General features: G+C 66.6%; 13 protein-coding genes and 1 tRNA gene. 8 read left to right on the top strand and 6 right to left on the bottom strand.

Going from position 1 to position 21,772, the window contains the following annotated elements; genetic code table 11:
- Positions 1-15: 15 nt before the first annotated feature.
- Together SOM18_RS01645 and SOM18_RS01640 are read right to left on the bottom strand one after the other, a co-directional pair.
- Positions 16-813 (bottom strand): glucose 1-dehydrogenase, encoded by a 798-nt coding sequence (locus SOM18_RS01645; RefSeq protein WP_031441113.1) that lies wholly within the window; start codon positions 811-813, stop codon positions 16-18.
- A gap of 82 nt (positions 814-895) precedes the next feature.
- On the bottom strand, positions 896-1,273 hold the full coding sequence (locus SOM18_RS01640) for a hypothetical protein (RefSeq protein ID WP_320481182.1): 378 nt from the start codon (positions 1,271-1,273) through the stop codon (positions 896-898).
- Between the two features lie 37 nt (positions 1,274-1,310).
- Between SOM18_RS01640 and SOM18_RS01635 the strand changes: the two genes are divergently transcribed.
- Positions 1,311-1,400, top strand: a tRNA-Ser gene (locus SOM18_RS01635).
- A gap of 292 nt (positions 1,401-1,692) precedes the next feature.
- Positions 1,693-3,471 carry a hypothetical protein gene (locus tag SOM18_RS01630; RefSeq protein WP_031441111.1) on the top strand — a complete coding sequence of 593 codons (1,779 nt, stop codon included), beginning with the start codon at positions 1,693-1,695 and terminating at the stop codon, positions 3,469-3,471.
- Positions 3,472-3,567: 96 nt separating this feature from the next.
- Here the strand turns inward: SOM18_RS01630 and SOM18_RS01625 are convergent, their stop codons facing one another.
- Positions 3,568-6,660 carry a TonB-dependent receptor plug domain-containing protein gene (locus SOM18_RS01625; RefSeq protein ID WP_320481181.1) on the bottom strand — a complete coding sequence of 1,031 codons (3,093 nt, stop codon included), beginning with the start codon at positions 6,658-6,660 and terminating at the stop codon, positions 3,568-3,570.
- Between the two features lie 609 nt (positions 6,661-7,269).
- Between SOM18_RS01625 and SOM18_RS01620 the strand changes: the two genes are divergently transcribed.
- Complete coding sequence (locus SOM18_RS01620; RefSeq protein WP_320481180.1) at positions 7,270-10,719, top strand: amidohydrolase family protein; 3,450 nt, start codon at positions 7,270-7,272, stop codon at positions 10,717-10,719.
- A 73-nt stretch (positions 10,720-10,792) separates the two neighbouring features.
- Here the strand turns inward: SOM18_RS01620 and SOM18_RS01615 are convergent, their stop codons facing one another.
- Positions 10,793-13,336 carry a PepSY domain-containing protein gene (locus tag SOM18_RS01615; RefSeq protein WP_031441108.1) on the bottom strand — a complete coding sequence of 848 codons (2,544 nt, stop codon included), beginning with the start codon at positions 13,334-13,336 and terminating at the stop codon, positions 10,793-10,795.
- Positions 13,337-13,522: 186 nt separating this feature from the next.
- Between SOM18_RS01615 and SOM18_RS01610 the strand changes: the two genes are divergently transcribed.
- Positions 13,523-14,833 (top strand): metal-dependent hydrolase family protein, encoded by a 1,311-nt coding sequence (locus tag SOM18_RS01610; RefSeq protein WP_031441107.1) that lies wholly within the window; start codon positions 13,523-13,525, stop codon positions 14,831-14,833.
- 52 nt (positions 14,834-14,885) lie between these two features.
- On the opposite strand, the gene SOM18_RS01605 is transcribed toward SOM18_RS01610, so the two are convergent.
- Complete coding sequence (locus SOM18_RS01605; RefSeq protein ID WP_107933366.1) at positions 14,886-15,221, bottom strand: hypothetical protein; 336 nt, start codon at positions 15,219-15,221, stop codon at positions 14,886-14,888.
- 196 nt (positions 15,222-15,417) lie between these two features.
- Between SOM18_RS01605 and SOM18_RS01600 the strand changes: the two genes are divergently transcribed.
- Genes SOM18_RS01600 through SOM18_RS01585 form a run of 4 tightly spaced genes read left to right on the top strand, consistent with a single transcriptional unit; the run spans position 15,418 to position 19,761 of the window.
- Positions 15,418-16,569, top strand: a complete 1,152-nt coding sequence (locus SOM18_RS01600; RefSeq protein ID WP_031441106.1) for a fumarylacetoacetate hydrolase family protein — start codon at positions 15,418-15,420, stop codon at positions 16,567-16,569.
- A 23-nt stretch (positions 16,570-16,592) separates the two neighbouring features.
- On the top strand, positions 16,593-17,378 hold the full coding sequence (locus SOM18_RS01595) for an SDR family NAD(P)-dependent oxidoreductase (RefSeq protein ID WP_031441105.1): 786 nt from the start codon (positions 16,593-16,595) through the stop codon (positions 17,376-17,378).
- Between the two features lie 3 nt (positions 17,379-17,381).
- The gene (locus SOM18_RS01590) at positions 17,382-18,260 is read left to right on the top strand and encodes an SMP-30/gluconolactonase/LRE family protein (protein WP_031441104.1); all 879 of its coding nucleotides are present in this window, start codon (positions 17,382-17,384) and stop codon (positions 18,258-18,260) included.
- A gap of 55 nt (positions 18,261-18,315) precedes the next feature.
- On the top strand, positions 18,316-19,761 hold the full coding sequence (locus SOM18_RS01585; RefSeq protein WP_042467329.1) for a sugar porter family MFS transporter: 1,446 nt from the start codon (positions 18,316-18,318) through the stop codon (positions 19,759-19,761).
- 79 nt (positions 19,762-19,840) lie between these two features.
- Here the strand turns inward: SOM18_RS01585 and SOM18_RS01580 are convergent, their stop codons facing one another.
- Positions 19,841-21,619 carry an IlvD/Edd family dehydratase gene (locus SOM18_RS01580; RefSeq protein ID WP_031441102.1) on the bottom strand — a complete coding sequence of 593 codons (1,779 nt, stop codon included), beginning with the start codon at positions 21,617-21,619 and terminating at the stop codon, positions 19,841-19,843.
- Positions 21,620-21,772: the final 153 nt, after the last annotated feature.

Here is a 21,772-nt window from a genome sequence, read left to right as displayed (position 1 = left end):
ATGTCTCCAGCGCGGTCAGCCGTTGTCGCGGAAACCGGGATACAGACTCATCCCGCCGTCGACGGTCAGCGTCGATCCGATGATATAGTCCGCGGCATCGGACACCAGGAACAGCGCCGCACGCGCGACATCGTCGGGTTCGCCGATTCGTCCATAGGGGATGAGCTCGAGCAGCGCGTCGGCGGCATCGCCCTTGGTCGCATCGGCGTTGATGTCGGTCGCGATCGCGCCGGGCGCCAGCGCATTGACCCGGATCCGCTCCTGCGCGACCTCCTGTGCCAGTGTCCGCATCAGCATCCCGCTGCCGCCCTTTGACGCTGCATAGTTTGCATGTCCCGCCCAGGGGATCGTCTCGTGCACCGAACTCATGAACAGGATCTTGCCGATCGCCCGGCCAAAGCCGCGATCACCCTGCGCGCGGAACCGGCGTACCGCTTCGCGCGACACGAGGAACTGGCCCGTCAGGTTGACGTCGATGACGCGGCTCCAGTCCGCGAGCGTCATGTCCGCATAGCCCGCATCCTTCTGCATGCCGGCATTGGCGAACACGACGTCGACGCCGCCGAACCGCGACACGGTCTCGTCGAACAGCCGGAGGACGGCATCCTCGTCCGCGGTATCGGCCTGACAGGCAAACGCCTTGCCCCCGCCCGCCACGATCCGCGCGACCACGTCGTCCGCCGCCTCGCGATTGCTGTTGTAATTGACCGCGACGCGCGCGCCGGCCTGCGCGAAGAGCAGCGCGGCGGCGCGTCCGAGGCCGGAGCTTGCACCGGTGACGATAGCCGTCTGTCCGGAGAGATCGATGTGCATGGGGCTCGCTTTCGCTAGACTGTCGGGAGTTGCGTCCCCAACGCCCGCCTTGCCAAAGCTATCCGTCTGCCCCCACGGGGGGCTAGTCGTCCAGCGTGTCCGCCGTCCGCAGCGCGCGCACATAGGCCTGCGCAGCCTGTTGCTCGGTCGCGGTCTTGAACGCGTCACGAGGGTCGGGCGCATCGCCGAGCGTCGCCAGCACGGCCCACAGCGCAAACCGCCGGCCGGTCTCGCGCTCCGTCCCGAACGCAATCCGGACGCGCTCCAGACCGTCATCGATCGCGATCGTATCCAGCGTATCGAGATCGGTCGTGCCGAAATAATGGGTGAGCATCGCATCGAGATCCATGACGCAGCGCTGCCCGAGCCGGGCGATCGTGGCAAGCCATGTCGAACAGCCGACCCCCTGCGTGCGAAAGAGTTGCGCAACGGTCCACCCCGACCTAGATGCCGGTCGCACACGCCCCTCCGCCATCGCGGCGGCGCGGATGCGGTGCGGAAGAGTGTCCGAGTGGTTTAAGGAACTGGTCTTGAAAACCAGCGTAGGGGTAACTCTACCGTGGGTTCGAATCCCACCTCTTCCGCCAAAGCTTCGTCTCAGCTTGCCTCACACGGGTTCCTAACGACTCCCAAGCCCCGTTTCCGGCGCGTTCGCATCCCCGGAGAACCGAACCGGTTCATAAACAGCGCTAGTAAATCGGCGTGACTGTCAGGGCACCGAGTGAGCTCGACGGTCCAGAATGGGAGCAAGCATTCTTACAGACGGTGCTTGAAGATCGTCTGTACCGGTACCCTGGTCTCGGAATGACTTGATTTCGGGTTCGGTCAGGAGCTTAATGTACATCCGAATGCTTTGAGGTAGTGCGGGGCTTCTGACAAATGAAGCGGTGGTTGCTCTTCATCCTGGGTGTGGCCGTCAGCGTCCCGGCGCAAGCGCAGCTTGCGGCACCGGTGAAGAATGGCGACTCGACCATCGTCGTCACGGGCAACCGAAGCCGCGAATCCAGGGTGGAGATGAGCGACTGGCGAATGGCGGAAACGCCGCACGTCGTCGTTTTCAGTCAGGGCGACGAAACGGCATTGCGACGCACCGCGCACAATCTCGAAAAGCTCCACTTCCTGCTCTCGGTCCTGCATGGCCGGGTGGATCAGCCTGACGAGACGATCAAGATCGCCGTGACGATGATCGGCGATGTCGCATCGTTCGAACAGCTTCGACTGACCGATTTGCGCTGGCAATATGGTCCCTTCCCGCAGGCGTTCGAAAAGACGATCTACTATGATCCGCGCGAGGAAGGGTCGGTGCTCGCAACGACCGAGGAAGGCGTGAACCTGGTTCTTCAGCCATCGGTTGGCCGCAAGACGAACCGCAATTGCACGCGCGGGCGGGACCGAAACCCTCCAATCGTTGATTACTACATAAGCCCCAGGGTGACGGCGACCGGACAGCCGACGTACGACGTGAACCAGATTCTCGAACAGCTTCCAGTGAACGAGATTGCCTTTTGCCAATGGGCCGAATCCCGCGTGTATGCCGCCTTCGCCCAGAACTACCTGATGACCTATTTTCCGGCAGCGTATCCGCGCTGGTATCTGCAGGGGTTCGGAGAATTGTTCGCGACAATGGAAGCCGGCGACGACTTCGTCGAATATGGCCACCCCCCGCCTGGCTACGCGAAGGTCATGCATCATTACGGTCTATATCCGGTCACGCACATCCTCGACGGGCGTTATCTCTCGGGCAAGGGTAGGGCCTGGACGCCCTATCACGCATGGCGGCTGGTCCACCTCCTGTATTTCTCCGAGGCGTGGAAGCCGCGGCTTCACGGCTATCTGAACGCCCTGGCACGGGGTGACGACTTGCAGACCGCCGCGAGCGCCCTTGGCGATCCGAGCCAGTTCCAAAGCGCCGTGACCACCTACCGAGGCCGCAAATTACAGGCTGAGAAGATGGCCTTTCCGGCCAATCGCGCGCCGGAACCCAGCATCCGACGCCTGACCCGCGCGGAGGCCGGGCTGATCCGTGGCCGGCTTGAACTCGGCGCGCGGATCGAGGTGCCCGACGCCGGCCGCGACCGTGAGAAGGCGCTCACACGGCGCTCCGCGTGGCTCGACCGGCTTCGCGACAACGCGACCCGCTTCCCCGCCCTGACGGAAAACCACTTGCTCCTGGCGGAGGCCGAATGCCGCACCGGCAATCCCGAAGCCTGTCTTGAAGCCGCTGAGAGGGCGATTGCACAGTCACCGACGGAAACACGCGCGCTGGTGTGGAAGGGCACGGCGCTGACGCAACTGGCTATGCGCGCTCCGGCGGCCGAACGTCGGCAGCGGCTTGCGGAAGCAAGACGTTTCATCGTCAGGGCCAACCGCCTGGACCCGGAGAGCAGCCTCGCGCTGATCGCGTATCACGACAGCTTTGCAACGGCGGCCGAGCAAGCCCCGGATGTCGCGGTGGAGGGGCTGTACAAGATCGTTCAGTCTGCGCCCGCCGCGCCCGGTCCGAGACTGAAACTCGGTGAGGAGCTGATCGCCCGCGACCTTCGGAGTGAAGCGCGCAAAATGCTGCTGCCGGTCGCCAAAGGGGCGTTCGCAACGCCGGAACAGCCCGTCGCCGCCGCTTTGCTGTCGCCAACGGGGGCGACGGAGCCGGGGCGTTAGAGGCTGCTAAAAATCCGGCGTTCGCAGACCGTAGCGCATTTCGAAAAATCGCCGGGGTCCCGATCCGGACCCCGGCGATCACGTCAGTCGGTAGCGTTACAGCCTCAGCGAGACCCCCGCAACGAGCTGCCGGCCGAGCAGGTCATACCCCATCACGGTATTGCCGCGCAGCAGCCCAATACGCGAACGGCTGTCCGGGATGAGCGGCGGATCGCGGTCGAAGATGTTGTTGGCGGCCAGCCGGAACGTCATCTGCTTGTTGATGTCGAAGCTGAGCGCGACGTCGATCCAGTTGTACGAACCGACACCCGGATATTGATCGCGCCGGGCGCTCGCGTCCTGGGCGGGGATGCCGGTGTCCTCGGGCGCATAGATGTCGAGCGGCATCGCGCCGCGGTGGCGCCAGTTGACCGACAGGCTGGTCGTGCTGTCGGGCGCGGTCCAGGTGGTGCGGAGCTGGTGCTTCCAGCGCGGCATGCTCTCGCCGCAGAGATTGCCGAAATATCCCACGCAGTTGCGCGGTTCGATCGTGGGCGACGATTGCGAGCCGACGCGGGTCATCAGCGTCCCGTTGAAGCTCATGTCGAGCCGGCCGACGCCGCCCAGACCGACATTATACTGCCCCTGGAAATCCCAGCCATGCGACTGCGACTTGTAGCCATTGGCCGAGCCGCGCGCCACCCAGCCCGTCGACGGACTGGTCGCAGGCGAGCTCGAGAGCGTGCCGGTGCCGGGATTGCGGACGATGCCGCGGCAGAAATATTCGTTCCCGGTCGCAAGGCACTCGCCGATGATGTTCTGCGGCTGGAGGAAGTCGAGCTGGTCCTTCAGATCGATCAGCCAGCGGTCGATCGACACCGTCAGGCCGGGTAGGAAGCGTGGGCGCAGCACGACGCCGAAGGTCTTGGTGAATGCACTTTCGGGCGTCAGGTTGAACCCGCCCTCGCGCACGGTGCACTGATCGTCAGGACAGATCAGCGAGGCACTGCCATAGAGATTGTCGGCGAGGCCGGTGTTACGGCATTGCTGCAACGTCGCCGACGGCGCCAGTCGCGCGCCATTGGGGTTCGACGGATCGATCCGCGGTGCGCAAGGATCGGCATAGAAGCCCTGGTTCCAGAAGATGTTGGCGGCCCCCTGTGCGGTGCTGACACCCGGTGCGGCCTGGGACTTGTTGTACGAGGCGCGGAGCGTGATGTCCGCCACCGGCGACCAGAGCCCCTCGACCTTCCAGGTATCGAACTTGCCGGCGAGCCGATTATATTGCGACACGCGGTAGCCGGCGTTGACCTGCAACAGCTCGGCGAAGCGGCGATGTTCGATCAGCGGTGCCTGCACCTCGGCATTGGCTTCGAGGATGCTTTGCGTGAAGCGCTGGTTCTCGCCGCCGTTATTCTGCTGGAAGATCTCGTTGACGATCGTGCGTTCCATTTCCTCGCGATATTCCGCGCCCAGCGCGATCGCGAGGCCCTGATCCGCGAGCGGCGAGGTAATGCCGTATCGGCCGAGATCGCCGCTGACGGTGCCGACGAACTGCAACAGGCGCGGAATGCGCGTGCTGATCCCGCCGGTCGCGCCACCATAGAGATACTGGTTGAGCGCCGTATCCTGGTTGAACGGCGCGAACGCGTTGAACGGCACACAGGACGGATCGGTCCCGTTGACGACCGAACGACAGGTCGGCGTGCCGTTGACCCGAACGACGTCGAGCGAGCGGTTGATGTTGTCGAAGCGCGCGAACGGCACGTCGATGGTGTCGAGCCGCGCGCGCGAGATCATGCCCGCGACATCGTAGGACCACACGTCGTCAAAGCCGCGACCGCGCAGCCCCGCGACGATACGATAGCCCTCGTTGGTGAAGCGCTGCCGCACCAGTGGCAGCCCGTCGAAGCGATAGCGGACGTCGATCGGCGCATATTGTCCGGCAACACCGGCGTTGGCGCCGCACAGATCCTGTGCCTGCGAGGACGACAGGAACGCGTTGTCGCAATTCACGCGGAACGGGTCCGAGCCGTACGCACCGAAGTTGAAGGTGCGGTTGAGCTGGGTGTTGTAGGATTTGTCGCGGTAGAACAGCCCGTTGCCGTACAGCTCGATGTCATCGGTGATCTTGGCGGTGAGGAAACCGCCAAGGTTGACGCGGTTGAACGCGCGCTGGACCGCCCAATTGTCATAGGGGTTGGCAGACGAGCCCTGCGGCCCGCTGTTGATCGGGATGAAGGTCCCGTTGCCGCTGGGATTGTTGACCAGGATCTGCCCGGCGCGCGGCCCCGACTGCGGAATGATCGTACCGGCGGGGGTGAAGCTCGCGCGTGAACAGCCGAGCGGCGAAGTATTGGTCGGCTGGACCGCCTCGCAGACCGAATAGGAGCGATCGACCAGCTCGATCGGATTGGACTGGCGGTAATTGATGAACCCGGTGAGGTTCACCCGGTCGTTGAACAAATTGGTGCCCGCCGCAAGGCTGACGTCCGAACGACCACCATCATTCGTCAATCCGCGCTTGGCGGCGAAACCCGCGCGACCTGCCGCCTCGGTGACCGCGTTGCTGCCATTGTCGTGATTGTAGAAGCTGTAGTTCGCGTCGAGCCGGATGCCTTCGAAGTTCTTCTTCAGCACGAAGTTGACGACGCCCGACACTGCGTCGGATCCGTAAACGGACGAGGCACCGCCGGTGAGCACGTCGATCCGCTCGACCAGTGCGTTGGGGATGATGCCGACGTCGACCGTGTTGGCGAGGCCCATGCGGAGCCCGTCGATCAGCGTCAGCGTGCGCTCATAGCCCAGGCTGCGCAGCTTGATGCGCTGACGACCTTCGGAATCGCTGAAATTCTGTTCCGAGTTCACCTGCACCTGCGGCAGGCGATTCAGCACCTCCTCGATCGTCGTCGCGCCCTGTGCCGCGATTTCCGCGGCGGTCGTCGTCACGATCGGTGCGGCGGACCGGTTGTTCGGCCGCGCGATGCGCGTGCCGGTGACGACGATGTCCGACGCTTCCCGCCGTTCGCCGGTGCGTTCGGCATCTGCAGCGAGCTTGGCGGAGGCGACGGGATCGCCGATCGCGGTCTGGCTTTCCTGCGCACCATCGGCCGCGCCTGTATCCGACGCCTGGGCCTGCGCCTGAGCCGGCATCGCAAACAACGCCGCGACGCAACATGTCGTAGTCAGAAACCCTTTGAACAGCACCATTCCATTACCCCCCATGTTGCCGATCGGGTCACATGGATGGTGATGCATCGTATCGTTTGCCGCCGACCCTGTTCGGAAGCGTTCGATGAACAACAGGACGCCCTTTCATCGGGATCTGTCGCCCCGTGACCTTGCTGACCTTGTTCGGCATCACCATCCGGACCCTCGGACAGGCACATGCTGTCACGTCCCAAATATCAAAACAATACCAATAATTTCAGAAATGACACGCGGTATGGATTTTGTGTCGTAACGGTCTCAATCGGTATCAATGACAGCACTTTGCGTTCCTCAGGCCGCACCATTCCGCTTCGGTTGCGAGTTCGTCCCCTATGGAGCTGTATCCGCTGGGGTCATTGCTATAGGTCGTCGATCAACGCGTCCAAAGCGCAAGCAAGGCGGATAAACTTGCTTGCGACGCGACGCTCTAGACCCGGCGTGACGTGCTCTCGCCTTCCATCCACTTGTGACCGGCGAAGAACACGTCCAGGACCAGTGGAGAGCGGAATGACGACGACAGGACGAGAAGCGACCTGATAAAAGAAATTTGCGAGTGACGATCGCGATCAATCGGTTAGACCCTGCCGCACAAGGGGGGATCTCTACACCATGAAGCACCACGCACTGACCGCCATCGCACTTTGCCTCGTCGCCACCGAACTGGCCGCACAGACCACGCCGCCACCGGCCGCCAGGCCCGTCGAACGGACCCAGGCGCCCGAGAATCAGGCGACGGTGCCCACCCCCGCGACGACCCGCGCCGACCCCAACCCGTCGCCTCAGCCCGTCGCCGCAGCCCCGGTCACTGCCGCCGTGCCCGCCAATGCGTCGGCTGCCACATCCAAATCGTCCGCCAAGCCGCCGGTCTGGGACGTCATGCAGCCGCGTGGACTAAAGACGCGCGAGGTCGCCCTGCGTGTCGACGAGGGCAGCTGGATGAACGTCGACGTCTCGCCCGACGGCCGGCTGATCGCCTTCGATCTGCTCGGCGACCTCTACACCATGCCGATCACGGGCGGCACGCCGCGACGCATCGCCGAGGGGCTGGCGTTCGAGCATCAGCCGCGCTTCTCGCCCGACGGCCGCCGCATCGCCTTCACGTCGGACCGCGGCGGTGGCGACAATATCTGGGTGATGAACGTCGACGGCAGCGACAAGCGCCAGGTGACGAACGAGGATTTCCGCCTGCTCAACCAGCCGAGCTGGAGCCCGGACGGCCGGTTCATCGCCGCGAAGAAGCATTTCACGACCGGCCGCTCGCTCGGCACGGGCGAGATCTGGCTTTATCACGTCTCGGGTGGCGGCGGCGTCCAGCTCGTCAAGCGCGCGAGCGAGGTGCTGCAGAAGGAACTGGGCGAGCCGATCTACGCGCCCGATGGCAAGAGCATCTTCTACACGCGCAACATCTCGCCCGGCCCGATCTTCGAATATGCGCAGAATTCGCGCACCGACCTGTTCGATATCGAACGCTATGACGTCGACAGCGGCGAGGTCAGCACCGCGGTCTCCGGGGTTGGCGGCTCGGTCCGGCCGACCCCGTCGCGCGACGGCAAGCGGATCGCCTTTGTCCGGCGCGAGAACAACGTCACCAAATTATGGGTGAAGGACTTCGCGACCGGCGTCGAACGGATGATCTATGGTCCGCTCGACCGCGACGTGCAGGAGACATGGGCCGTTACCGGGGTCTATCCCGACATGGCCTGGACGCCGGGCGACACGGCGATCGTCTTCTGGGCGGGGGGCAAGCTGCGCCGGGTGGCGCCCGACGGCTCGGGCGCGGCGGTGATCCCGTTCCGCATCGACGATACGCGCGTCATCGTCGATGCGGTCCATCCGCAGGTCGCGGTCGCACCCGACCGGTTCGCGACGAAGATGCCGCGCTGGGCCAGTGTCTCGCCCGATGGCCGCACCGTCGTGTTCGAGACGCTCGGCAAGCTGTGGACCAAGCCCGTTGCGGGTGGCACCGCGACGCGGCTGACGCGCGGCGCGGACGAATTCGAACTGTTCCCGAGCTGGTCGCGCGACGGCCGCCAGATCGTGTTCGTCGGCTGGGCGGACACGGGCCTCGGCCAGATCCGGACGATCGCGGCAGGCGGCGGCTTGCCCCGCACCGTCACGACCGTCGCCGGCCATTATCGCCGCCCGCGCTTTTCACCCGACGCGCGCACGATCGTGTTCGAACAGGGCCCCGGCGGCGGGCTGACCGCGGCGCGGGGCAATCCAGACGCCGGGGCCTACCGCGTCGCCGCCAGCGGCGGTGCGCCGGTGCGGATCGCCAAGGAGGCGAGCGGCCCGCAATTCGGGGCGGCGAACGACCGCGTCTTCCTGATGGCGACCGAGAAGGACAAGCGCCAGCTGATCAGCACCGACCTCAACGGACAGGACCGCCGCGTCCATGCCTCGGGCGAGCTGGTCAATGACTATCAGATCTCACCACAGGGCGATTACGTCGCCTTCCGTCAGAATTACGAGGCGTTCGTGATGCCGCTGATGCCGGGACGCCAGGCGGTCGAGACCGATGCCAAGGGCGGCCCCCTGCCCGTCACCCGCGTCAGTGGCGACGGTGCGGACTTCATCAACTGGTCGAACGACGGCCGGCAGATCCACTGGAGCGCGGGCCCGACGCTCTACACGGCCGAGACCGCGGCGCTGTTCCGCGCGGTGCCGACGCCGAAGGGTGAGGACGCGCCGAAGTTCGTCGCGCCGCGCACCGGCACCTCGCTGTCGATGGACATCGCCGCCGCCAAGCCTGACGCGACGGTGGCGCTGACCGGCGCACGCGTCGTGACGATGGCGAAGGCCGATGGCGGGATCATCGACGACGCCACGATCCTGATCCGCGGCGACCGCATCGTCGCGGTCGGGCCACGTGGTACGATCGCCATTCCCGCAGGCGCGAAGACCGTCGACCTGGCGGGCAAGACGGTTATCCCCGGGTTGGTCGACGCGCATGCGCATGGTCCGCAGGGCGAGGACGAGATCGTACCGCAGCAGAACTGGTCGGCGATGGCGAACCTCGCGCTCGGCACCACGACGATCCACGATCCGTCGTCGCGCTCCGCCGAAATCTTCCCGGCGGCCGAGATGCAGCAGGCCGGCATGCTGCTTGCCCCGCGCACCTTCTCGACCGGCGAGATCGTCTATGGCGCGAAAGCGCCCGACGTCTATGCGCAGATCGACACCTATGAGGACGCGCTCGCCGTCGTCCGTCGCCTCAAGGCGCAGGGCGCTCGCAGCGTGAAGAACTACAACCAGCCACGCCGCGAGCAGCGCCAGATGGTCGTCGCGGCCGCGCAGGCTGAAGGCATGGAAGTCGTGCCCGAGGGCGGCTCGCTCTTCACGCTCGACATGAGCCTGGTGCAGGACGGCAATTCCACGGTCGAGCACAATGTTCCGCTCGAGCATTTCTACGCCGATGTGGTCGACCTCTGGTCGCAGACGACGGTCGGCTACACACCGACGCTCGTGGTCGCCTATGGCGGGCCGGCGGGCGATCCCTATTGGCGCGCGCACAGCGACGTGTGGCGGCATCCGCTGCTCGCCCGCCATGCGCCGCCGGCACTGCTCGCGGCGCAGAATGCGCGGCGCGAGATCGCGCCCGAGGAGGATTATGTCGATGGCGCAACCGCGCGCGAGGCGCGCAAGCTCGCGGTCAAGGGCGTGCCCGTCGCGATCGGCGCGCACGGCCAGCAGCCAGGGCTTGGCGCACATTGGGAACTATGGAGCTTCGTCCGGGGCGGGTTCAGCCCAATCGAGGCGCTGCGTGCGGGTACGATCGAATCGGCACGATCGCTGGGATACGCCAAGGACGTCGGATCGCTCGAACCCGGCAAGCTCGCCGATCTGGTCGTGCTGACCGCCGACCCGACCCGCGACATCCGCAACAGCGACAAGGTCGCGCAGGTCATGCTCGGCGGCCGCCTTTATGATGCCGCGACGCTGAACGAGACGATCACCGGCACGCGCAAGCGCCAAACCTATTGGTGGGAGAGCGGCAGTGCGGGCGCTGATACGGGCGCCCGGATCACCGTCGGCCACGGACACGGCGATGTAGACTGACATCGCCGGTCGCGACCGGCGCTGGGGGTGGACTGACATCCGCGATCGGAACCGGCGCTGAGGTCGACGGCGGTCAGTAGATGTCGCGGCGGTACAGCCCGGCCTCGCTCATCGCCTCGACCCGGTCGTCGCCGAGGATGATCCGGAGTTCGGCATCCACCGCGCCGGCCATCCCGACCAGACTGCCGCAGACATAGATCGCCGCCCCCCGGTTCGCCCAGTCGAGCATCCGGGCGGCCTGTTCCGCGACTAGCGCCTGGACATAGCGTCCGCAGCCGGCATCACGCGAGAAGGCGCGGTCGATCCGCTCGAGCGTACCCGCGGCGTGTAGCGCGTCGAGCTCGGCCGCGAGCGGACGATCGGATGTGCTGCTGCGTTCGCCATACAGGAGCCAGGCGGGCGCGCCGCCGGTCCGCGCCCGCTCGCGAAGATGCGCCATCAGCCCGGCAAGGCCGGTGCCGTTGCCGATCAGCACAAGGGGGGTCGCCGGATCCATCGGTGTCGCAAACCCAGGATTGGCACGAAGCCGTATGGCGATAGAATCACCGATCGACGCCACTTCCGTCAGCCACCCCGAGCCGATGCCGAGCCCGCCATCGGCTGCGGGACATTGCCGCACGAGCAGCTCGACACGGCCCGACTCCGGCAGCGACGCGACCGAATATTCGCGGTGCGCAAGCGGCGGCAGCGCCAACGGATCCCGTCCTCCGGCATCGAACGTCGCCGGATCGGGCAGCGTCGCCCTGGCGAGCGCGACCGCGACCCGGCCGTCATCGACGATCCCGCAATTGGCCAGGAACCGCACGACGCGGGCCGGATCGTGACGCGGCTCGATCTCGGCGATCGCACCCGGTGCCCAGCGCGTACCAGCGGGAATGCCGAGTTCGACCCGGTACATCGGCGCGCCCGGGCTGTCGGGATTGAGCCATGTCCGTGCGACCAGCGGCCAGGCGGCATAGTCCGCCGGCTGCCAGTCGGGCTGCGCCGGATCCGCGCCGATCGCGTGAAGCTGTTGCTGCCACTGGCGTTCGCCGTCCGCATCGGCCGCATCGAGCTCGATCCGGTCGAACAGGCGCTGCGCCCCACTCGCATGCAGCCACGCGTCGACGCGCTGACCAAAGGCGCAATAGTCGGGATATTCGCGGTCGCCCAGCGCCAGCACCGCGTAGCGGACGCCGTCGAGATCGGCCGGCGCGGCCATGACGCGGCGCTCGAACACCCGGGCGGTGTCCGGCGCATCGCCCTCGCCATAGGTCGCCACGACGAACAGGACGGTGCCGGCATCGCGCAGATCGGCTGGCGACACCGTCGCCAGCGGCCGGATCGCAGCGCCCGGGAACGCCGCAGCGCTGAGGCGTGCGAGACGCTCGGCGGTGCCGGTCTGCGACGCGTGAACGACCAGCACGCCAGCCGGGTCCGCTCCCCCGCCGTCGGCCGAGGCCGTTACCACGACCGCCGCGAGCGCGCGCTTGGTCCGCCGTCGGCCCAAATACAGCAGCAGGCCGGTGACCGTGAACAGCGGCATCGTCAGGCTCGTCAGGAACAACGCGATCCGCCCGGGCAGACCGAAGAATGCCCCCGTGTGAAGCGGGTAGATGCTGGTCGCAATCGTCTCGCCGACGCCGCGCTCGGCATAGCGCTCCGCCTTGGTCAGCGCCCCGCTACGCGCGTCGAAGCGGAGCTCGTCGGTCATCCGGTCGGACGGCGCGCCAAACGGCACCATCCGCATCGTCACCGGTGCCGCGCCCTGCGGGACCGTGATCGTCACCCGGTCGAAACCCGCGCCCTCGCTGCGCAGGAACCCCGCCCAGGCCGGGGCGATCGGTCGCGACGCTTCCGCCACCTCACCCCGGTCGCCGCGACGGCCACCCGGCGCGCGCCCTTCGTGCCCGCCGCGTTCCGGACGCTCGGTCGTGCCGGTCAGCATGTACCGCGCACCCCGCTGATACCAGTCATAGGACCACCAGAGGCCGGTCGCCGCGCTCAGCAGGTAGAAGACGAGCACCCAGCCGCCGATCACCGCATGAAGCGCCCGGTACAGGTTGCGCCCGGTCTTGCGCAGATCGAGCACGAACCACGCCCGCCAGTCGAGCGGGTGGCGCGGCCAGCGCAGATACAGTCCTGACACCGCAAAGAAGACGAGCGCCAGCGCGGACAGACCGGTCAACTGGCTGCCGATGCCGTTGCGTCCGCCCGGCAGCGCGAGCCAGCGATGCAGGTTCTCGATCGTGCGGAACACTCCCGCGCCGGTGGCGGTGCCGAGCAACCGGCCGGTCCGCGGATCGATATAGCTGCGCTCGCCACCGCGCTGTCCCTTCTTCGCGGCGAAGCGAACCTGCGCCGCAAGCTCGGGATCGCGCGCGATCGTCAGGTCCTGCACCCGCTTGCCGTCGCGCTGCGCGGATGCGGCCCGGACCAGAGCATCGGGCGACAGCCTTGCCGCATCGCCCGCCCCATTCGGCAGCGGTGCGAGGGTCACCACGCCCGGGCTGAGCGCCGCCATGATCTCGTCCTCGAACGCCATCGCGGCGCCGGTCACGCCCATCAGTGCGAGCACGAACCCCGCGGTAATCCCCAGAAACCAGTGCATCTGGAACAGCACGCGGCGCAGCGTCATTGCGCGCAGTCTCGAACGATCATCATCTGCCTTCAGCCCCCCCAGATCACGGATGCCGCACTATCACGTATTGCTATTGGTTCTCAAGTGCAGCTTTGAGTGGGTGTTGGCGGACGGTCGTCGTCACGCATCGACGCTTGCCCGGACGTCGCGGATCGGCAAGCATGCACAAAAGGGGAGAGACACATGAAGACCGCGATACTGGTCGCGCTGGCCGCGGCGACCGCAATTCCGGCCGACGCGCAAACGGCGCCACCAGCTGTGACCTATATCCAGGCCGGCACGCTGCTCGATCGGCCGGGCCAAGCGCCGCGCGGCGCGACCACGATCATCGTCCGCGACGGCAAGATCGTCGCGCTGCGTGACGGGTTCGTGGCGCCGGAGGCGGGCGCGACGCTCGTCGACCTGCGCACCGCGTTCGTGATGCCGGGCATGGTCGACATGCACGTCCATCTCTGGGGCATCGGCGGCGACCCGATGCGCGCGCGGCTCGAGGCGATGACCCGCGACCGGTTCGATGACGAGATGACCGCAGTCGCCAATGCACGGCAGACGCTCGCCGCAGGGTTCACCTCAGTCCGCGACCTTGGCGGCGATCCGCGCGGCATCCGTGCTTTGCGTGACGCGATCGATGCGGGCGCGATCGAAGGGCCGAGCATCACCAATGCCGGCGAGATGATCTCCGTCACCGGCGGGCACGGCGATGGCGGCAACGGCCTCGCCGAAGAATTCGCCGATATGGTCCATGGTCGCGAGGTCAATGTCTGCAACGGGCCCGACGACTGCCGCCGCGCGGTCCGGGCGCAGGTTGCGCTCGGTGCGCGTGTCATCAAGTTTGCGGCGACCGGCGGCGTGCTGTCGAACGTCAGCGGCGGCCTGGGCCGCGCGATGACCCCGGACGAGATGCGCGCGATCATCGACACCGCGCACATGCTTGGCCGCAAGGTCGCGGCGCACAGCCACGCGACCGAGGGAACCCGCGCCGCGCTCGAGGCGGGGGTCGATTCGATCGAACACGGCACGTTTCTCGACGACGAGACGATCCGCCTCTTCAAGACCAGGGGCGCCTATCTGGTGCCGACCGAGATCGCACCGGTCGCGGCACTGGCGCAGGCACGCGGCGGCGCCCTGCCCGCGGCCACCATCGTCAAGGCCGAGTCCGCCGCCGCGGCGATGGCCGCCAGCCATCGCCGTGCCTATGCGGCCGGCGTCAAGGTCGCCTTCGGTACGGATACCGGCGTGTCGAAGCACGGCGACAATGCGACCGAATTCGCGCTGCTCGTGCAGAACGGTCTTACCCCCGCACAAGCCATCGCCGCGGCGACGAGCGGCGCGGCGGATCTGCTGGGGCGGGACGATATCGGCACGCTCGCGCCCGGCAAGACCGCGGACATCATCGCGGTGCGGGGGTCCCCACTCGACGACGTCAACCGGCTAACGCAGGTCGATTTCGTCATGCACCGCGGAGTCGTGGCGAAGGCGATCGCGGCGAAGTGATCGTCATGCGGCGGCGGCCCCTGCGCATCGAGCGCGCCGCCGCCGTAGCGGCTCAGGCGGTCAGTTGACGCCGCCGGATCTCGCCGAGCAGCGCTTCGGCGGCGGGGTCGCCGACCTCGCCTTCCGTCGCGCGATAGGCGGCAATTACATCGGCATCCGACGCCGCGGCCAGCAGCCCCCGGACCTCCGCGTCGAACGCATCGACCTCACCCGCCGCAGCATCGGCGGCGTCGTCGCTGCTGATCGCCGGTGCGTCGGCGGGCGACGGTTCATGCGCCATGATCGCGTCCTGCTTAAACACATCAAAGGCGTCTGCGGCCTCGTCACGCTCGACAAAGGCGATCTTGAGCGAGGTGAGCAGATCGAGCGGCGATGCGATATTTTCCATATGCTCACGGTAGGCACAGGCCCGCGAATGGCAAGCGCGATCGCGTCTCGGCACGGCAAGTCCGTCGCTCGCTGGCCACGGCGCGCCGCTCGTCCCGAAGCGGGGCAGCCTATTGTACGATCAATCTCGTCCGCGTCTCTTGACGATCGGGCAATGGCCTATACGATAGCGGTAACATGAGTGGAGAGGGAAATTGATGTCGCATATCGCCGCGCCGGTCCTGTCGGCGTTGCCTGCGGACTGGCGCAACGCGCTGCTGCTTGGCCGGGTTGATCTCGGCGACGGCCCCACGCCGATATTGGTCAGCCGCGGTGACGTCTTCGACATGTCCCGCGTCGCGCCGACCGTGTCGGCGCTCGTCGCGGGCGGCACGTTCGACACTGCCGCCGGCCAGTCGCTCGGCACGCTCGAATCGCTCGACCTGTCCGCGGCGGTCGATGCGCCTGCGCGCCTGCTGAGCCCGATCGACCTGCAATGCGTCAAGGCCGCCGGCGTGACGTTCGCGGTGTCCGCGATCGAGCGCGTCATCGAGGAGCGTGCGCGGGGCGATGCCTCCAAGGCGGTCGAAGTGCGTGGCCGGCTCGAAGCCCGGATCGGCGGCAGCGTCCGTTCGGTCGTGCCGGGCTCCGCCGAGGCGGCGGCGCTCAAGGCGGCGCTGATCGAGGACGGGATGTGGTCGCAATATCTCGAGGTCGCGATCGGCCCCGATGCGGAGATCTTCACCAAGAGCCCGACGCTCTCGACCGTCGGCTGGGGTGGCCCGATCGGGATCCGGTCCGATTCGACGTGGAACAACCCCGAACCCGAAGTCGTGCTGCTAGTCGATGCAGACGGCGCGATCGTCGGCGCGACGCTCGGCAACGACGTCAACCTGCGCGATTTCGAGGGCCGCTCCGCACTGCTGCTGAGCAAGGCCAAGGATAATAACGCCTCCTGCTCGATCGGGCCGTTCATCCGCCTGTTCGACGAAGACTTCTCGCTCGACGACGTCCGCGCGAGCGACGTGACGCTCAAGATCGAGGGCGAGGACGGCTATGTGCTCGACGGGCATAGCTCGATGCGCGAGATCAGCCGCGACCCGACCGATCTCGTCACGCAGGCGATGAGCGAGCATCATTACCCGGACGGCTTCGTCCTGTTCCTCGGCACGCTGTTCGCCCCCACCAAGGACCGCGACGAACCCGGCCGCGGCTTCACGCACAAGATGGGCGACATCGTCACCATCTCGAACCCGAAGCTCGGCGCGCTCGTCAACCGTGTCACCACGTCGCGCGATGCGCCCGCATGGACGCTGGGCATCGGCGGCCTGATGGCCAATCTCGCGCGTCGCAACCTTCTAAACGCATGACCTACGATCAGACGGAGACTCCCGTGTTGCAGCAGACCAGCGCCGGTGAAGGCCGTGCCATCTATCCCAGTCTCGCCGGCAAGCGGGTCCTCGTGACCGGTGGGGGTTCGGGCATCGGCGCGGGTCTGGTCGAGGCGTTCGTCGCCCAGGGTGCGCGCGTCGCGTTCGTCGACGTCGCCGACGAACCCAGCCAGGCACTGCTCGAACGCCTCGCTGTCGATGCGGCCCATGTGCCGATCTATCATCGCTGCGACCTGACCGACATCGATCAGCTTAAGGACGTTTTCGGTAAGCTCGAGCAGGCGCTCGGCGGGATCGACATCCTGATCAACAATGCGGGCAATGACGACCGGCACGGCGTCGACGAGGTCACGCCCGCTTATTGGGACGAGCGGCTGAACGTCAATCTTCGGCACCAGTTCTTTGCAGCCCAGGCCGTCGTCCCTGCGATGAAGCGCGCCGGCGGCGGCACGATCCTCAACTTCGGGTCGATCAGCTGGCATCTCGCGCTGCCCGATCTGGTCCTGTACCAGACGTGCAAGGCAGCGATCGAGGGCCTGACCCGCGGCCTCGCACGCGACCTCGGCCGCGACGGCATCCGGGTCAACACGATCGTCCCGGGCAATGTCCAGACGCCGCGCCAGGAGAAATGGTACACGCCCGAGGGGGAGGCGGAGATCGTCGCCGCCCAATGCCTCGATGGCCGGATCCAGCCGATCGACGTCGCAGCACTCGTGCTGTTCCTCGCGTCGGACGATGCGCGGATGTGCACCGGGCACGATTATTTCATCGATGCGGGCTGGCGCTGAACCATGGATAGCGAAGCCCGTCTGCTGGCCTCGGTCGGCGCCGAACTGGGCGAAGGCCCGGTCTGGTCGGCGCGCGACAAGGCGCTGTGGTTCGTCGATATCAAGGCGCCCTGCGTCTATCGATATGATCCCGCGTCGCATGCGCTCGATCGCTTCGACGCGCCATCGCATGTCGGCTGGATCCTGCCCGCGCAGGACGGCCTGTGGGTCGCCGGGCTCGCCAAGGGCCTCCACCGCTTCGATCCGCGCGACGGCAGCTTCACGCTGATGAACGGCATCGAGGCGGACCTGCCCGACAACCGCCTCAACGACGCCGCGGTCGATCCCGCCGGCAGGATCTGGTTCGGGTCGATGGACAACAGGGAAGTCCACCCGACCGGCCATATCTATCAGTGGCACCGCGGCGCCGTCAGCAGGACCGCCGTGCCGCCCGTCGTCATCACCAACGGCCCTGCCATCTCGCCCGACGGGCGCACCGCCTATCTGGTCGATACGCTGGGCCTGTCGATCGCCGCGCATCCGATCGGTCTCGACGGCACGATCGGCGAGGGTCGCCCGTTCCTCAAGTTCGACGCGAGCAAGGGTTATCCCGACGGCGCGATATGCGACGCCGGCGGTGGCGTTTGGGTCGGATTCTACGGCGGCTGGGCGGCACGACGGTTCGCCCCCGATGGCACGATGACCGACGAAGTGCGCTTTCCCGTCTCGAACGTCACCAAGATCGCGCTGGGCGGGGACGATGGTCGCACCGCCTTTGCGACGACCGCGCGACAGGGACTGTCAGCCGAGCGCCTCGCCTCGCAACCGCTCGCGGGCGACATCTTCACGTTCCGGACCGACATTGGCGGCATTCCCGTCATGCCGGTCAGCTTGGACCTTTAATCTCTAGACCTTGAACACGCCAACAGAGCGTGCATCATCAGGAAGGACGTCACTAATGAACGGCACGGCTACAGCCAGGGCCACGGGCTCACCCACCGATACGGGGGGCGTCAACAGCGCGCTGATCGCCCTCATCGTCGCGGTGGCGACGATCGGGGGCTTCATGTTCGGATATGATTCGGGCGTGATCAACGGCACGCAAAAGGGGATCGAGGCGGCGTTCGACCTCGGCAGACTGGGCATCGGCATCAATGTCGGCGCGATCCTGGTCGGATCGTCAGTCGGCGCATTCGCGGCGGGCCGCCTATCCGACGTGATCGGCCGTCGCAACACGATGATGCTGGCCGCAATCCTGTTCATCGTCAGTGCGCTCGCAGCGGGGGCGGCGAACTCGTCGTTGCTGTTCATCATCGCGCGGATCATCGGCGGGTTCGGCGTCGGCGCCGCCAGCGTGACCTCGCCGGTCTATATCTCGGAAGTCGCACCGGCCAATATCCGCGGACGACTGACCAGCATCCAGCAGGTGATGATCATCTCGGGCCTGACCGGCGCGTTCGTCGCGAATTTCGCGCTCGCCCGGTTCGCCGGCGGCTCGACCGCCGAGTTCTGGCTTGGGTATCAGGCCTGGCGCTGGATGTTCTGGCTTCAGGTGATCCCCGCCACGATCTATTTCGTCGCGCTGTTCTTCATCCCGGAAAGCCCGCGCTACCTCGTCGTGAAGGGCCATGACGCCCGCGCCGAAGTGGTGCTGACCCGTCTGTTCGGCGCGGCCGAGGCCCGCCGCAAGGTGGCCGAGATCCGCTCTTCGCTCGCGGTCGATCACCACAAGCCGCGGCTGTCCGATCTGGTCGACAAGACCACCGGCAAGATCCGTCCGATCCTCTGGGCGGGTATCGGCCTCGCGGTGTTCCAGCAACTCGTCGGCATCAATGTCGTGTTCTATTACGGCGCGACGCTTTGGGAAGCGGTCGGCTTCACCGAGGACAATGCGCTCCAGATCAACATCCTGTCGGGCGTCCTGTCGATCGGTGCCTGCCTCCTGACGATCGCGTTGATCGACCGGATCGGGCGCAAGCCGCTGCTGCTGGTCGGGTCGGCCGGCATGACGGTCACGCTCGGTATCGTTGCCTGGGCCTTCTCGAACGCCGTGCCCGCCGCCTCGGGCGTCGGCGTCACGCTGCCCGGCAATACGGGGCTGATCGCCCTCGTCGCCGCCAATCTCTACGTGATCTTCTTCAACGTCAGTTGGGGGCCGGTGATGTGGGTGATGCTGGGCGAGATGTTCCCGACGCAGATCCGCGGCTCGGCCCTCGCCGTCGCGGGGTTCGCGCAGTGGATCGCAAACGCGCTGATCTCGGTCAGCTTCCCGTCGCTCGTCCTCTCGCCGGGGCTGGCCTTCACCTATCTCGGCTATGCGATCGCCGCGCTCGTCTCGTTCTTCTTCGTCCGCGCCGCGGTCACCGAGACCCGGGGTCGCGAACTCGAAGACATGACCGGCTGAGCCGGACCATGAAAAAGGGCTGGCGGGAGGTGTTCCTCCCGCCCGCCCTTTTTCGGCCTATCGGTGGCGCGCTCGGCGCCTAGTGATTGTGCCGCGGCGTCTTCGCGGCAATCCCGCGATACTTCACCGCAAAGTCCAGCACCCCGCCCTGCGCCAGCTGCCCCGTCTTTTCACGGTACAGTTCCTCCCAGGGCGAGTTGCTCGGCGGGATCGGCGGCGCAGGCTCGGTCTTGCGACGGGCGATCTCGTCTGCATCGACCAGCGCGTCGCAGGTCCCCGCGACCAGATCGATCCGGATCATATCCCCGTCACGCAGCCAAGCGAGTCCGCCACCGACCGCGCTTTCGGGCGACACGTTAAGGATCGACGGGCTGTCCGACGTGCCCGACTGGCGTCCGTCGCCCAGCGTCGGCAACGTCAGGATCCCCTGCTGGATCAGGGCGTCTGGCGGCTGCATGTTGACCACCTCGGCCGATCCGGGCCAGCCGATCGGACCGGATCCGCGGATCACCAGGATGCACCGCTCGTCGATCCCCAGCGCGGGGTCGTTGATGCGGTGGTGATAATCGTCCGACCCGTCGAACACGACCGCGCGGGCCTCGAACCGGTTCTCCGCCCCCGGCGTCGAGAGATAGCGCGCGCGGAAGGAGTCGGAGATCACCGACGTCTTCATGATCGCATGATCGAACAGATTGCCCTTGAGCACCAGGAACCCGGCATGCTCCATCAGCGGCGCGTCGAGCGTGCGGATCATCTCGCGGTCCCGCGTCACCCGACCCGTCAGATTGTCGCCCAGGCTCTGCCCGGTGATCGTCAGGCAGCTCGTGTCGAGCAGCCCCGACTCGGCCAGCTCGTGCATCACCGCAGGCACCCCGCCCGCGCGGTGGAAGCGCTCGCCGAGATACTTGCCCGCCGGCTGCATGTTGACGATCAGCGGCACGTCATAGCCGTGCGTCGACCAGTCACTCATGTCGAGCGCGACCCCGGCATGCTGCGCCATCGCCATGATGTGCGGCTGCGCGTTGCTCGACCCACCGATCGCGCTGACGACGCGGATCGCGTTCAGAAAGGCTTCGCGCGTCAGGATCTTCGACGGGCGAAGATCCTCATAGGCCATGTCGACGATCCGGCGTCCGGTCTCGAACGCCATCTGGCCGCGTTCGCGGTACGGCGCGGGGATCGCGGCGCACCCGGTCAGCGACAGGCCGAGCGCCTCGGCGACGGCGTTCATCGTCGAGGCCGTCCCCATCGTGTTGCAATGTCCGGCCGATGGCGCGCTGTCGGTGGCGCGGGCCAGGAACTCCTCCTCGTCGATCTCGCCCGCGGCCAGCTTGCGCCGGCTGCGCCAGATCACGGTGCCCGAGCCGACGAGTTCGCCATCATGCCATCCGTCGAGCATCGGCCCGCCCGACAGGACGATCGCGGGAATGTCGACGGTCGACACCGCCATGATCCCCGCGGGGGTCGTCTTGTCGCATCCCGTGGTCAGCACGACCGCATCGATCGGATAGCCGTACAGCGTCTCGACCAGCGTCATATAGGCGAGGTTGCGGTCGAGCGCCGCGGTCGGGCGACGGCAATTCTCGAAGATCGGGATCGTTGGGAATTCCATCGGGATCCCGCCCGCGGCGATGATCCCGTCGCGCGTCCGCTTGGCGAGCTCGACATGGATGCGGTTGCAGGGCGACAGGTCGCTGCCGGTCTGCGCGATCCCGATGATCGGCTTGCCACAGCGCAGCTCGGCGGGCGTGAGCCCGTAATTCATGAAGCGTTCGAGATAGAGCGCCGTCATGTCCGAGCGGGCGGGGTCGGCGAACCAGTCGCGCGAACGAAACGGCCGTGCCGGTACGCGATCCAAAGCTTCTCTCCTCCAAGTCAATCCGATAGCGCTACCTTTACCGGCCGAACAGTCAAGCTCGGCGCGACACTTGGCGACGAAACAGCCGCCGCAACGGGATCGCCGTACGACGACTTGAGGTTCACGCCGATTGTAACACGCGTGCAACATGGC

The organism is Sphingomonas sp. CFBP9019 (assembly GCF_034045155.1).
Lineage (GTDB): Bacteria > Pseudomonadota > Alphaproteobacteria > Sphingomonadales > Sphingomonadaceae > Sphingomonas > Sphingomonas aerolata.
This window is presented reverse-complemented; position numbering and strand designations above follow the sequence as displayed.